The following is a 13219-nucleotide window of genomic DNA, read 5'->3' on the forward strand; positions in this document are numbered from 1 at the left end:
GCCTCACATCCGGAAGACGCCGAAGCCGCGCGCGCCTTCGACCGGTGCCGTGTGGATCGCGGACAGGCACATCCCGAGGACGGTCCTGGTGTCGCGGGGGTCGATGACCCCGTCGTCGTAGAGCCGCCCCGAGAGGAACATCGGCAGCGACTCGGACTCGATCTGCTGCTCGACCATGGCGCGCAACCCGGCGTCGGCCTCGTCGTCGTAGGGCAGGCCCTTCGCGGCGGAGGAGGCGCGGGCGACGATCGAGAGGACGCCCGCCAACTGCTGGGGGCCCATGACGGCGGACTTGCTGCTGGGCCAGGCGAAGAGGAACCGGGGGTCGTAGGCCCGGCCGCACATGCCGTAGTGCCCGGCGCCGTAGGAGGCGCCCATCAGGACGGAGATGTGCGGGACCTTGGAGTTCGCCACCGCGTTGATCATCATCGCGCCGTGCTTGATGATGCCGCCCTGCTCGTACTCCCTGCCGACCATGTAGCCGGTGGTGTTGTGGAGGAAGAGCAGCGGGATGTCCCGCTGGTTCGCGAGCTGGATGAACTGGGCGGCCTTCTGGGACTCCTCGCTGAAGAGCACGCCCTGCGCGTTGGCGAGGACGCCCACTGGATAGCCGTGCAGCCGCGCCCAGCCGGTGACCAGGCTGGTCCCGTAGAGCGGCTTGAACGCGTCGAAGTCCGAGCCGTCGACGATCCGGGCGATGACCTCGCGGGGGTCGAACGGGGTCTTCAGGTCGCCGGGCACGATCCCGAGCAGCTCGTCCTCGTCGTACTTCGGCGGTTCGGCGGGTCCTGGATCCGGGTGCGCCTTGCGCCAGTTGAGGCGGGCGACGACACGGCGGGCCTGGCGCAGGGCGTCGTGCTCGTCGACGGCGTAGTGGTCGGCGAGACCGGAGGTGCGGGCGTGCATCTCGGCTCCGCCGAGGGACTCGTCGTCGCTCTCCTCACCGGTGGCCATCTTCACCAGGGGCGGACCGCCGAGGAAGACCTTGGACCGCTCCTTGATCATCACGGTGTGGTCGGACATCCCGGGGACGTACGCGCCTCCGGCCGTGGAGTTGCCGAACACGACCGCCACGGTGGGGATTCCGGCCGCCGACAGCCGGGTCAGATCACGGAACAGCGCCCCGCCGGGGATGAAGATCTCCTTCTGCGAGGGGAGGTCCGCCCCGCCCGACTCCACCAGGGAGACGCAGGGCAGCCGGTTGGCGAAGGCGATCTCGTTGGCACGCAGGGCCTTCTTCAGGGTCCACGGGTTGGAGGCCCCGCCGCGCACCGTCGGGTCGTTGGCGGTGATCAGGCACTCCACGCCTTCGACGACCCCGATCCCGGTGACGAGCGAGGCGCCGACGGCGTAGTCGCTGCCCCAGGCGGCGAGCGGGGACAGTTCCAGGAAGGGGGTGTCGGGGTCGACGAGCAGCTCGATCCGCTCGCGGGCGAGGAGTTTGCCGCGCCCCCGGTGGCGTGCCACGTACTTCTCGCCGCCGCCCGCGAGGGCCTTGGCGTGCTCGGTGTCCAGCTCGGCGAGCTTGGCGAGCATGGCCTCGCGGTGGGCGGCGTACTCGGGGCCCGCGGTGTCGAGCGCGGTGGGCAGGACGGTCATGCGGGCGCCTCCGGGTCGGCCGGCAGCCGGGCGGTGTGGGTGTCGGACGCCGACCGGACGGGCTCGGTGCCGCGCGGCGGCGAGTGGGGGTCGGTCGGCGGCCGGTCGGGCTCGGTACCGCGCACCGACCGGACGGGCTCGGTGTCGGGCGGCAGCGGAGGGGGGTCGGTGTCGGCGGACAGCCGCACCGGGACGGTGACGTGCCGGGAGCGCAGCCACTCCCCCAGCGCCTTGGCCTGCGGATCGAAGCGGGCCTGCGCGGCGACGCCTTCGCCGAGGAGGCCCTGGACGGTGAAGTTGAGCGCCCGCAGCCCCGGCAGGACATGGCGTACGACGCTCAGCCCGGCCGTCTCCGGAAGGAGTTCCTGGAAGCGGGCGACGGTCAGTTCGTGGGCGAGCCACCGCCAGGCGTCGTCCGAGCGGACCCACACCCCGACATTGGCATCGCCCCCCTTGTCGCCGCTGCGGGCGCCCGCGATCCGCCCGAGGGGGACGGCTCTGGTCGGCCCGGCGGGCAGCGGTTCGGGCAGGGCGGGCTCCGCCACCTCGGCGAGCTCCCGGTACGGGCCGGTCACGGGGACGGCCTCCCGGGTCCCGTCGGGCAGCACGGCCACATGCTCGACCGCGCCGGCCGGTACGTACGCCGCCTCGAACACCCCGTACGGGGCGCCCTTGCCGGGCGGGGCGGTCACATGGAAGCCGGGGTAGCTGCCGAGCGCCAGCTCGACGGCGGCGCCGGAGACCGCCCGGCCGACGGCCTCGGCGTCCGGGTCGCGCACGACGAGCCGGAGCAGGGCGCTCGCGGTCTCCTCGGTGTCGGCGTCGGCCCGGTCGGTGCGGGCCAGCTCCCACCGCACCTCGGCGGGGGCCGGGCCCGCGCGGTCGAGCGCGTCGGCGAACTGGTCGCGCACCAGGCGGTACTTGGCCTCGACGTCGAGTCCGGTGAGGACGAAGACGACCTCGTTGCGCCATCCGCCCAGCCGGTTGAGGCCGACCTTCAGGGTGGGCGGCGGGGCCTCTCCGCGTACGCCGCTGATCCGCACCCGGTCGGGGCCTTCCCGCGCCAGGGTCACGGTGTCCAGCCGGGCGGTGACATCGGGTCCGGCGTATCGCGCCCCGCCGGTCTCGTAGAGCAGCTGCGCGGTGACGGTGCCGATGTCGACGACACCGCCGGTGCCGTCGTGCTTGGTGATGACGCTGCTCCCGTCCGGGTGGATCTCGGCGAGCGGGAATCCCGGACGGCGGACGTCGTGGTCGCGGAAGAAGGCGTAGTTGCCGCCGGTCGCCTGGGTGCCGCACTCCAGGACGTGACCGGCGACGACGGCCCCGGCGAGCGCGTCGTGGTCCTCGGGGCCCCAGCCGAAGTGGGCGGCGGCGGGTCCGGTGACCAGGGCGGCGTCGGTGACCCGCCCGGTGACGACGATGTCGGCGCCGGCCCGCAGGCAGGCGGCTATTCCGCCGCCCCCGAGGTAGGCGTTGGCGGTGAGGTACCCCTCGGGCACGGGCCGGCCGTCGCCCTCCACGTGCGCGACCCGCACCGGCACACCGGTCCGCTCGGCAAGTTCCCGTACGGCGTCGGCGAGTCCGGCCGGGTTCAGCCCGCCCGCGTTGGTGACGATCTTCACGCCGCGCTCGTGGGCGAGCCCCAGGCTCTCCTCCAGCTGCCGCAGGAAGGTCGCGGCGTATCCGCGCCGGGGGTCCTTCAGCCGACTGCGGCCCAGGATGAGCATGGTGAGTTCGGCCAGGTAGTCGCCGGTGAGGACGTCGAGCGGGCCGCCGGTGAGCATCTCGCGTACGGCGTCGAAGCGGTCGCCGTAGAAGCCGGACGCGTTGCCTATGCGCAGCGGCCGGGTCACCGGTCTGCCTGCCGGGGGCGCCCGGGTCCGGCTGGGCCGGCGAACGCCTGGGCGATGTCGAGCCAGCGCCCGGCGTCCTCGCCCACAGCCTCGACGGCGAGGTCGTCCCGGTGGGCGCGCTGGGTGACGAGGAGACAGAAGTCGAGGAGGGGACCGGTGACGCGCTGGGCCGCGTCCTCGGGGCCGTACACGGTGAGCCCGCCGTCCCCGGCGAGGAGTTCCACCCGGAAATCCTCGGCGGGCGGACGCAGTCCGCGTACGAAGTAGGCGTAGTCCCGGGCCCGTACGCCGATCCTGGCGACATGGCGCAGCCGGGCGGTCGGTGTCCGGGTAACCCCGAGGGCGTCGGCGATGTCCTGGCCATGGGCCCAGGTCTCCATGAGCCGGGCGGTGGCCATCGAGGCGACGCTCATGGGCGGCCCGTACCAGGGCAGTTTCGTCCCCGGAGGCGCCGCCCGCAGGGCCTCCTGGAGCCGGGCCCTGCCCGCCCTCCACTCAACGAGCAGCGCCTCGGGGGTCTGGGCCGCGACGGCCGCCTCGGCCGCCTCGTCGACGAAGGTCGCGGGGGCCGCCAGCGCCCTCTCCACCTCGGCGGGGAAGCCGTCGGGCTCGGTGGCGGCGACCAGGGCCACCTCGTCCGTCCAGTTGAGGTGGGCGATCTGGTGGGCGACGGTCCACCCCTCCGCCGGTGTCGGCGAGGCCCACTCATGGGCGCTCAACCCGGCTACCAGCAGGTCGAGTTCGTCGCTCTCCTCACGCATGTCGTCGAGCACGGCGGCGGTCACGGCCGATGCGTCGGGCACGGTGCGCTCCCCTCGGGGCGTGGCGGTGTGCCCGGGAGCATGCCAGCGCCCCGTAAAACAATCAAGCATGCTTGCATGATTTTATGAGCCACCCGTGTCCGGTGGGCGGAGGATCAGCCACCCGCCCGGTAGCCGGGAACGGACGGCCAGCGCACGGTCAGCACGACGGACTCCTCCTCGGCGCACCAGGAGTGGTCGACGCCCCGGCCCCACACGACGTAGTCGCCCTGCCGCTCCAGCAGGACGTCCCGCCCGGGGAAACGCAGCCGGAAGCGGCCGCGGATGAGCACGAGCAGCGCCGTGCGCTCCTCACCCCTGACCCACTCGGCCCGCTCCTCCCCCTGGGGATGGCGCACGGCGTCGATCCGACGGCTGAACCACCCCCGCCGTCAATCCCCCCGCTCACCCTCCGCCTGCGAGGGCTCGGTGCGGGGGACGTCGGGATGCGTCTCGGGGGCCTTGCCCCGGGTGACCGGCTCGTCGCCGCGTTCACCCTCGGCCTGCGAGGGTGTGTGCGAGTACAGCCCGTCGTACTCGTCCGTTCCCTTTGCGGATCCCATGGGAGGGCCTCCTTACTCCGCCTTCCTCCATCGTGCGCCTCGCACCCGCTCCCGGCGCGGTGACGCCGCGCCGCGGGCTGTCTGGCTGCGTACCGCTCCCATGCTCGCCCCGATGACCAGGGCGATGGCGAGGGCGTCCGTCGTGGAGAGGGCCTGGTCGAGGATGAGGAAGCCGGCGGTGGCCGCGATGGCCGGTTCGAGGCTCATCAGGATCGCGAAGGTGGGTGCGGGCAACCGGCGCAGGGCCATGAGTTCGAGGGTGTACGGAAGCACGGAGCTCAGCAGGGCGACCGCGGCGCCGAGGCCCAGGGTCGAGGGCACCAGGAGCTTGGAACCGGCCTCCATGATGCCGAGGGGCAGCGAGAGGACCGCCGCGACGACCATGGCCAGGGCCAGCCCGTCGGCCTGCGGGAAGCGGCGCCCCGTACGGGCGCTGAAGATGATGTACGCCGCCCACATGGCGCCCGCGCCCAGGGCGTACGCCGCCCCCGCCGGGTCCAGCCGGTCGAAGCCTCCGCCGCTGAGCAGGACGACACCGCCGAGCGCCAGGACCGCCCAGACCAGGTTGATCAGCCGGCGGGAGGCGATCACCGACAGGGCCAGCGGGCCGAGCACCTCGAGGGTGACGGCGGCGCCGAGCGGGATGCGGTCGGCAGCCTGGTAGAAGAGCGTGTTCATACCGCCCATCGCGATGCCGAACGCGACGACCGTGCCCCAGTCCGCACGCGAGTGGCCGCGCAGCTTGGGGCGGCAGACGACCAGCAGGACGAGCGCCGCCGCCGCGAGGCGCAGGCTGACCACACCGAGTGCGCCCGCCCTGGGCATCAGCAGGACGGCGACGGCAGCCCCGAACTGCACGGAGAGCCCGCCCGCCACCACCAGTGCCACCGGGCCGAGCGCGGCCCCGCGGCCGCCGGGACGGCCGTGGCCGGGCTCGTCGAGCGCCGTCACCGCCTCGGGTACGGCAACGGCTGCGGCCGGCTCTGCGGCAGCGCGCGGGTCGTTCACCGGAAACCTCTCATAAGTCCAATGTAATGCACTACACGGTCGACGATACGGCACCGACCGAGGGTCCTTCACCTCCTCACGTTAGAGACCGGCGAGTCTCCCGTGAAATGCCTTCTGCGCTCTGGTTATGCTCCCTACGCATGAGCACTGGGCAGGAGAGCGGGAGTCACGGGCGAGGTATCGAGGTCCGGCATCTGCGGGCCTTCCTCGCCGTCGCCGGCGAGGGCAGCGTCACCCGGGCCGCCGCCCGCCTCGGGGTCACCCAGCCCGTCGTCTCGCGCACGCTCGCCGCCCTGGAGCGGCACCTCGGCGTGCGCCTGGTCGACCGCTCCACCCACCACCTCGCCCTGACGCCCGAGGGTGCCGACTTCCGCGACAAGGCCGCCGTGGCGGTCGCCGCCTTCGACGAGGCACTCGATCCGGGCCCGCTGCGGCACCGCCCCCTCCGGCTCGGACACGCCTGGTCCGCCTTCGGCCCGTACACCACTCCGCTCCTGCGTACCTGGCAGCGGCGTCACCCCGGCACCCCGCTGGAGCTGCTCCGCATCGACGACCGCACGGCCGGGCTCGCCCGGGGCGAGGTGGACGCGGCTCTGCTGCGGGGACCCGTCGACACCCCGGGGCTGGTCACCGAGGTGCTGTTCACCGAGGGCCGGGTGGCGGCCGTCGCCTCGGACGGTCCGCTCGCGGCCCGCGCCTCGCTCTCGCTCTCCGACCTGACGCAGGACGCCGTCGTACTGAACACCGTCTCCGGCGCCACCACGCTCGACCTCTGGCCGCCGGACGACCGGCCTGCCGCCACGGTCACCGTCGCCAACACCGACGACTGGCTCACCGCCATCGCGGCCGGGCGCGGCAGCGGGGTCTCCGGCGCCTCCACCACCGGTATGCACCCGCACGCCGGGGTCGCCTACGTGCCGCTGGACGACGCCCCGCCGCTGCCCGTCCTGCTGGCCCACCGGGACGGCCCGGGCCATCCCGCCCTGCCGCTGCTGGCCGCGCTCGCCCGGGAGATCGTCGGGCGCGAACACCCGGAAGCGCCCGGAAATTCCATCGCCTGACGAGGAATGGCCTTACCCGGCAAGGGAGTTGGGAGTGCCATAACTGACTGATCGACACAGGCGGGGGCTTCTCATGACGGACACCGGTACAACCGTCACCGTTCACGGCACGACCGAGGCGGGCTTCGAGGGCGTACGGGAGGAGTTCGCCGCCGTGCTCGCCGAGGACCACACCGAACCCGGCGGTCAGCTGGCGGTGTACCACCAGGGGCGGCTCGTGGTGGACCTCTGGGCAGGCGAGGGAATCTCGGGTGATTCGCTCCCCGCCGTGTACTCCTCCACCAAGGGCGCCGCCCACCTGGTGGCCGCACTGCTCATCCAGGACGGCACGGTCGACCCCGAGCGCACGGTGGCGTCGTACTGGCCGGAGTTCGCCGCGGAGGGCAAGGGCGAGCTGACCGTACGGGAGCTTCTGGCCCACCGGGCAGGGCTGATCTGGGCGGACGGCGGACTGAGCCTCGGCGAACTGGCCGACGACGGAGCCGTCGCCGTGCGGCTGGCGGGGCAGCGGCCGTACTGGAAGCCCGGCTCGGAGTTCGGCTATCACGCCCTCACCATCGGCGCCCTCACCGGCGAGGTGATCCGGCGGGTCACCGGGCGTTCGACCCAGCAGATCTTCGAGGAGCGGGTCCGCGCTCCCCACGGTCTGGACTTCCACCTCGGGCTGCCCGAGCCGCTCGAACACCGTTACACGCCCATCCGGCCGGGGGTCCCGGCGCCCGGGAAGCCCGCCGATGAGCCGGCCGGGGGCCTGTCGGCCCTCGCGTTCGGGTTCGCCGAGGACCCGCCGCTCGACCTCATCGGCCTCGTCAACTCCCGCACGGTGCGGGCCCTCGGCCCGGCCTCGGTCGGCGGTGTCGCCTCCGCACGCGGGCTGGCGGGGATGTACGCCGCGGCGGTCACCGGGCTGGACGGCGGTGCTCCGCTCCTGGAACCGGGGACGGTGGCAGAGGCCGGCCTGGTGCGGTGGACGGGAACGGACCTGGTGACCGCCCAGACCGACGGGTTCACGCTCGGCTTCGAGGCGGTGGGTAATGCGTACCCGTCCCTGGGCCCCGGCGCCTTCGGGCACGCGGGCGCCGCCGGTTCACAGGCGTACGCCGATCCCGTCTCCGGGGTGGCCTACGGGTACACCAGGAGGCGCTTCGCTCTGCCCGGTGGCGCGGCCCCGGAGAACGTTCGCCTTTCCGCAGCGGTCGCCGAGGCCGTCGCGCGCCTTCGTCCGGTGCCCGCCCCCTGAGCAAGGGCGCGACCGGGGCACGACAAGGGTCGCGCCCCGGGAAGCCGCCGCTCACTCCCGCCCGTCGAACCCTTCCGCCAGCACCTCGGCGAGGTGGCGGGCCCGGCGGCCCGCCAGCTGGTCCAGCTGGGTACGGCAGGAGAATCCGTCGGCCAGGAGCTCGGCGCCCGGTTCCGCCTCCCGCACGGAGGGGAGCAGCTGGTCCTCCGCGCAGGCCACGGAGACCTCCCAATGCCCCTTCTCAAGACCGAAGTTGCCCGCCAGCCCGCAGCAGCCGCCGCTCAGCTCACCGCTCAGGCCGGCTTTCTCCCGGAGCCGCCGCTCCGCGGAGTCACCGAGCACCGCGTGCTGGTGGCAGTGGGTCTGGCCGGCGACGGGCCGGTCCAGCCGGGGCGGTGCCCAGTCGGGGGCGTACTCCTCCAGGTACTGGGCGAGGGTGCGTACGGAGGAGGCGAGCCGGGCGGCGCGCGGGTCGTCGGGCAGCAGCTCCGGGAGATCGGTGCGGAGGGTGGCGGCACAGCTCGGTTCGAGGACGACGACCGGGGCGCCGTCGAGGGCGCCCATACGGTTCAGGGTGCGGCGCATGACGGCGCGGGCCGCGTCCAGCCGGCCGGTGGACACGTAGGTGAGGCCGCAGCACACCCCGCGGGGCGGGAGGACCGGGGCGCGGCCCGCCGATTCCAGTACCCGTACCGCCGCCCGGCCGACCTGGGGTGAGAGGTGGTCGGTGAAGGTGTCCGGCCACAGCACGACGGGCGTACCGCCCCCGGGTGCCCGTCGCCGGCCGAACCACCTCCGGAAGGTGCGCGGCGCCAGGACCGGGAGGGTGCGGCGCGGGTCGACGCCGGCGAGCCGCTTGGCGAGGGCGGCGAACGGCCCTGCCGCAGCGAGGGTGTTGAGCACCCGCGCGAAGGGGGCGGCGAGCCGGAGCCAGCGGGGCAGGCCGCCCATCGCGTAGTGCGCGGCGGGGCGGAGCCTCCCCTTGTAGTGGTGGTGGAGGAACTCCGCCTTGTACGTGGCCATGTCGACGCCCACCGGGCAGTCGGTGCGGCAGCCCTTGCAGGAGAGGCAGAGGCCGAGGGCGTCGCGTACCTCCGTGGACCGCCAGCCGTCCGTGATCACCTCGCCGGCGAGCATCTCGTGGAGCAGCCGGGCGCGGCCCCGGGTGGAGTGGGCCTCGTCTCCGGTCGCCCGGAAGGATGGGCACATGACGTCCGTACCGGGCTTCTCCGTACGGCACTTGGCGACGCCGACGCAGCGGCGTACGGCCGCTGAGAAGTCGCCGCCGTCCTGCGGGTAGCCGAAGGCGACGTCGACGGGGCGCTTCGGGAGCACGGCGAAGCGGAGGTTCTCGTCGAGCCGGGCGGGACGGACGAGGATGCCGGGGTTGAGTCCGCCGTCTGGATCCCAGAGGTCCTTGAAGCGGGTGAACAGGTCCACCATCTCCTCGCCGTACATGCGCGGCAGGAGTTCGGCCCTCGCCTGCCCGTCGCCGTGCTCCCCGCTCAGCGATCCGCCGTGCGCGACGACGAGGGCGGCCTGGTCCTCGGAGAAGCGGCGGAAGCGGGCGACGCCCTGATCCGTGAGCAGGTCGAAGTCGATGCGCACATGGATGCAGCCGTCGCCGAAGTGGCCGTACGGGGTTCCGCGCAGGTCGTGCTCGGCCAGCAAGGCGCGGAAGTCACGCAGGTAGGGCCCGAGACGGGCGGGCGGTACGGCGCAGTCCTCCCACCCGGGCCAGGCTTCCGAGCCGTCCGGCATCCGGGTCGCGGTGCCGGCGGCGTCCTCGCGGACGCGCCACAGTGCGCGCATCCCGGCGGGGCCGGTGACGACGGTGGCGTCCAGGGCGTCGGAGGCACGCAGGATCTCCTCCGCGCGTCCACGGGCCTCGGCGGGGTGGTCGCCGCCGGTCTCGACGAACAGCCAGGCGGCGCCGCGCGGGAGTCCGGCATGGCCGCGGACGAGGTCGGCGGCCATGCCCTCGACGGTCAGCGGGCCGTACGGGAGGAGGCCGGGGGCGGCGTCGGCGGCGGCCGTCTCGTCGGCGTACCCGAGGACGGCGAGTGCGCGCGCGGCGGGGGTCGCGACCAGGCGGACGGTCGCCTCGGTGACGACCGCGAGGGTTCCCTCGCTGCCGCAGAGGGCGCGGGCGGGGTCGGGGCCGTGTTCGGGGAGCAGCGCGTCAAGGGCGTACCCGGAGATGCGGCGGGGAAGTCCGGGGAAGCCGGTACGCAGGAGGGCGAGGTGGGGCGCGGCGAACTCGCGGAGCCCGGCGGGCGCGTCGGGCAGGCCCCGCCCGATGTGCAGGGCCTCGCCGCCGTAGCGCAGTACGCGCAGGCTGTGGACGTTGTCGGCGGTGGTGCCCCAGGCGACGGAGTGGGAGCCGCAGGAGTTGTTCCCGATCATGCCGCCCAGGGTGCAGCGGCTGTGGGTGGACGGGTCGGGCCCGAAGGTCAGTCCGTGCGGGGCGGCCGCGGCCCGCAGGTCGTCCAGGATCACCCCGGGCTGGACGACGGCGGTGCGGGATGCGGGGTCCAGCTCCAGGATCCGCCGCATGTGGCGGGTGAGGTCCAGGACGACGCCGGTGCCGGTGGCCTGGCCGGCGATGGAGGTGCCGCCGCCCCGTGGGACGACGGGCACCCCGTGCTCCCGGCAGACGCGGAGCGTCTCGGCGACGTCCTCGGCGTCGCGGGGCGCCACGACGGCCCGGGGGACACGGCGGTAGTTGGAGGCGTCCATGGTCGTCAGCGCGCGGGCGGTCGCGTCGGACCGCACCTCGCCGCGGACGGCCCCGGCGAGCTGATGGACGAGGTCGGCGTGCGGGGTGGCCATACGGCCAGCATGCCGTGCCCGACGGGATGCGGGGCGACCGCGGTGGGGCCTCGCACGCCGTGTCCGAGGCCGGCGCGGCGCCCGGGGTACGCCCGCACGCCGTGTCCGGGGCCGCGCGGCAACGGCGGTGGCCCCGCACGCCGTGTTCGGCGGTGCGCAGGGCGGACGGTGCGTACGCCGTCCGCCCGCGGGCGCAGATGGCAGGCGCCCCCGGCCTCGCGCGCCCGCGCCCCTGCAGGCCGCCGGGCGGAGGCCGGGGCCGGCGGGCGCTACTTGGCGCAGACCGCCTTGTCGGCCTCCACGCGCTGGATGTCCTCCGGGGCCTTGGTCGGCGCCGAGAGCGGGCTGCCCGCCTCGGTGAAGTCCGGCCCCAGGGTCAGCGTCATCGGGTCCATCTCACCGGCGTCGGTGGTCGTCGGCTTGAGGGCGGAGGCGGTGAGTCCCATCATGTCGGCCAGTCGTCGGGCCTGGTCCGCCTGGTTGGGGGCGTAGACGAGCTGGGTCTTCTTGACCTTCGCGGGCGCGTTCGCCTTGTTGGTCGACTTGAGGACGCCCTGCTCGTTCTGCAGCCAGTCCAGGGCGCTCTGCGCGGAACCGGCCGGGGCGCCACCGTTGTAGACGTCGACGCGGACGTCGGCCGGGTCGGCCATCTCGCCCTTGAGCTTGGCGGCCTCGGCGGCCTTCTCCTCGGCCTTCTCCTTCTTCGCCACGGCGGTGAAGGAGACGTCCTCGCGCATCATCGAGAAGACTTGCGGGGCCTTGGACTTGTCGAGGATGACGGTGGCCTTGTCGTTCGGGTTGTCCAGGACCGGCACCGTGGTGAAGGTGATGTTCTTGGGATCGACCGAGGCCAGCTCCATGCCGAGCTTCCGCAGCTGGTTGATGTCGTCGATCTTGTCGTCGACGGTCAGCGCCTTGGTGGCGGCCTCCGCGAGCGACCACATCTTGGTGGGGCTGGTGAGCGTGTCGTTGGACTTCAGCTTGCGCATCAGCGAGCCGAGGAACTGCTGCTGGATCTCGATGCGGCTGAGGTCGCTGCCGAAGCCGACGGAGTGCCGGGTGCGCAGGAAGGCGAGTGCCTGCTCACCCTGGATGGTGTGCTCGCCCTGGGAGAGCTTGAGGTGCGAGTCCTTGTCGTCGATGTCCTTGGCGAGGCAGACGTCCACTCCGCCGACGGCCGTCGTCATGGACTTGACCGCGTTGAAGTCGGCCACCATGAAGTGGTCGGGAACGATGCCGGTGAGCTCGGTGACCGTGCGCATCGTGCAGCTGGGGGTTCGGTCGGACTGGCCGAGGCTGGTGTTGAAGCGCCCGCCGGTCGACCCCGGGATGTCCTTCTTCGAACCGTCCTCCATGGTGGTCGGACAGTCGGGGATATCGGTTATCAGGTCACGCGGGATGCTGAGCGCGGTGGCGTTGGTGCGGTCCTTGGAGACGTGGAAGAGGATGTTGGTGTCGGCGTGGCCGACACTGCCCGAGTCCCCGTAGCCCTCGTTGCCCGCGCCGGTGCGCTTGTCGGTCCCGATCACCAGGATGTTGATCGCGCGGTCCTTGCTGAAGCCGCCGGTGCCCGCGCCGTCGGTGGAGACGGCGGTGATGTTGCCGTTGAAGTGCTGGTACACGAGGTAGCCCGTGGTCCCGACGCCCACCAGCAGGAAGGCGAGCACGCCGCCGGTCCACACCAGGGCCTTCTTCTTACGGGACTTCTTGGGCTTGGCCTTGCGGCGCCCCGGGGCCGTTGCCGCCGCCCGGCTCCCCTGCCTCCGCGTCTCGTCTCGGTCCCCGCGTCCGCCGCCGGCGCCACGCCGCCCACCGCGCTGACCCGGCACCGCGGCACGGTCGCCGGGGGGTGTCGCCTCGGGATCCTTCCTGCGGCGCGGTCCCGGAGTTCTCCCGGAGGTCCCGGCGGGCGCCGCCGGTCGCCCTGCGGAAGGCCCCAGTCGCAGTTCGTAATCGCCGGTGTCGGGGTTGAGTACCCACTGGTCTGCGGGGTCGATGCCCTCGTCCCGCCCACGGCCTTGCGCGTCCACGGTTGCCTGCGTCCTCCGTCGGGGCCACGCGGCGCCTCCCCCTTCAAGGCGCACGGTGTGTGTCTTACGGCAGCCTCGGCCCGACGGGCCGACTGCACCGGAGCGCTCACCCTAGCTGGCCACCGGCGTGGAGGCGACGATCGTGATAAATCAAGCATCACACAGGGGACATACCGCCACATTCGGCTCTAGATGACCGCCCGACACGCTGGTTGACTCGGATCACACCA

Annotated in this window: 10 protein-coding genes; 2 read left to right on the forward strand and 8 right to left on the reverse strand. The window is 73.4% G+C overall.

Translation table 11 applies throughout. The annotated features are described in order from the left end of the window. Nucleotides 1–3: 3 nt before the first annotated feature. The 6 genes from ACGFNN_RS14190 to ACGFNN_RS14215 all read right to left on the reverse strand — a co-directional run bounded on the left by ACGFNN_RS14190 (nucleotide 4) and on the right by ACGFNN_RS14215 (nucleotide 5826). Nucleotides 4–1599: an acyl-CoA carboxylase subunit beta gene (locus tag ACGFNN_RS14190; RefSeq protein WP_393555677.1), complete on the reverse strand. Its 1596-nt coding sequence runs from the start codon at nucleotides 1597–1599 to the stop codon at nucleotides 4–6. Then, complete coding sequence (locus ACGFNN_RS14195) at nucleotides 1596–3455, reverse strand: acyclic terpene utilization AtuA family protein (RefSeq protein ID WP_393555679.1); 1860 nt, start codon at nucleotides 3453–3455, stop codon at nucleotides 1596–1598. Before ACGFNN_RS14195 ends, ACGFNN_RS14190 begins: the two co-directional genes overlap by 4 nt. Next, nucleotides 3452–4258, reverse strand: a complete 807-nt coding sequence (locus ACGFNN_RS14200; protein ID WP_393555681.1) for a TIGR03084 family metal-binding protein — start codon at nucleotides 4256–4258, stop codon at nucleotides 3452–3454. The genes ACGFNN_RS14195 and ACGFNN_RS14200 overlap by 4 nt, the downstream gene beginning before the upstream one ends. Before the next feature lie 113 nt (nucleotides 4259–4371). Next, nucleotides 4372–4623 carry a hypothetical protein gene (locus ACGFNN_RS14205; protein ID WP_393556232.1) on the reverse strand — a complete coding sequence of 84 codons (252 nt, stop codon included), beginning with the start codon at nucleotides 4621–4623 and terminating at the stop codon, nucleotides 4372–4374. Nucleotides 4624–4647: 24 nt separating this feature from the next. Further along, nucleotides 4648–4818: a hypothetical protein gene (locus ACGFNN_RS14210; RefSeq protein WP_393555683.1), complete on the reverse strand. Its 171-nt coding sequence runs from the start codon at nucleotides 4816–4818 to the stop codon at nucleotides 4648–4650. Between the two features lie 12 nt (nucleotides 4819–4830). Then, nucleotides 4831–5826 carry a DMT family transporter gene (locus ACGFNN_RS14215; RefSeq protein ID WP_393555685.1) on the reverse strand — a complete coding sequence of 332 codons (996 nt, stop codon included), beginning with the start codon at nucleotides 5824–5826 and terminating at the stop codon, nucleotides 4831–4833. 140 nt (nucleotides 5827–5966) lie between these two features. On the opposite strand from ACGFNN_RS14215, the gene ACGFNN_RS14220 reads away from it, so the two are divergent. Next, nucleotides 5967–6887, forward strand: a complete 921-nt coding sequence (locus ACGFNN_RS14220) for a LysR family transcriptional regulator (protein WP_393555687.1) — start codon at nucleotides 5967–5969, stop codon at nucleotides 6885–6887. Nucleotides 6888–6960: 73 nt separating this feature from the next. Continuing rightward, on the forward strand, nucleotides 6961–8127 hold the full coding sequence (locus ACGFNN_RS14225; RefSeq protein ID WP_393555689.1) for a serine hydrolase domain-containing protein: 1167 nt from the start codon (nucleotides 6961–6963) through the stop codon (nucleotides 8125–8127). A gap of 51 nt (nucleotides 8128–8178) precedes the next feature. Here the strand turns inward: ACGFNN_RS14225 and ACGFNN_RS14230 are convergent, their stop codons facing one another. After that, on the reverse strand, nucleotides 8179–10959 hold the full coding sequence (locus tag ACGFNN_RS14230) for an FAD-binding and (Fe-S)-binding domain-containing protein (protein ID WP_393555691.1): 2781 nt from the start codon (nucleotides 10957–10959) through the stop codon (nucleotides 8179–8181). Between the two features lie 269 nt (nucleotides 10960–11228). Then, on the reverse strand, nucleotides 11229–12989 hold the full coding sequence (locus ACGFNN_RS14235; RefSeq protein ID WP_393555693.1) for an LCP family protein: 1761 nt from the start codon (nucleotides 12987–12989) through the stop codon (nucleotides 11229–11231). Nucleotides 12990–13219 lie beyond the last annotated feature (230 nt).

This window comes from Streptomyces sp. NPDC048590 (assembly GCF_043199535.1).
In the GTDB taxonomy this organism is placed as follows: Bacteria; Actinomycetota; Actinomycetes; order Streptomycetales; family Streptomycetaceae; genus Streptomyces.

What these genes read in the sequence shown, in the direction of transcription:
- ACGFNN_RS14230 (WP_393555691.1), bottom strand. Translation starts at nt 10,959, where the DNA reads ATGGCCACCCCGCACGCCGACCTCGTCCATCAGCTCGCCGGGGCCGTC.
- ACGFNN_RS14190 (WP_393555677.1), bottom strand. Translation starts at nt 1,599, where the DNA reads ATGACCGTCCTGCCCACCGCGCTCGACACCGCGGGCCCCGAGTACGCC.
- ACGFNN_RS14220 (WP_393555687.1), top strand. Translation starts at nt 5,967, where the DNA reads ATGAGCACTGGGCAGGAGAGCGGGAGTCACGGGCGAGGTATCGAGGTC.
- ACGFNN_RS14210 (WP_393555683.1), bottom strand. Translation starts at nt 4,818, where the DNA reads ATGGGATCCGCAAAGGGAACGGACGAGTACGACGGGCTGTACTCGCAC.
- ACGFNN_RS14225 (WP_393555689.1), top strand. Translation starts at nt 6,961, where the DNA reads ATGACGGACACCGGTACAACCGTCACCGTTCACGGCACGACCGAGGCG.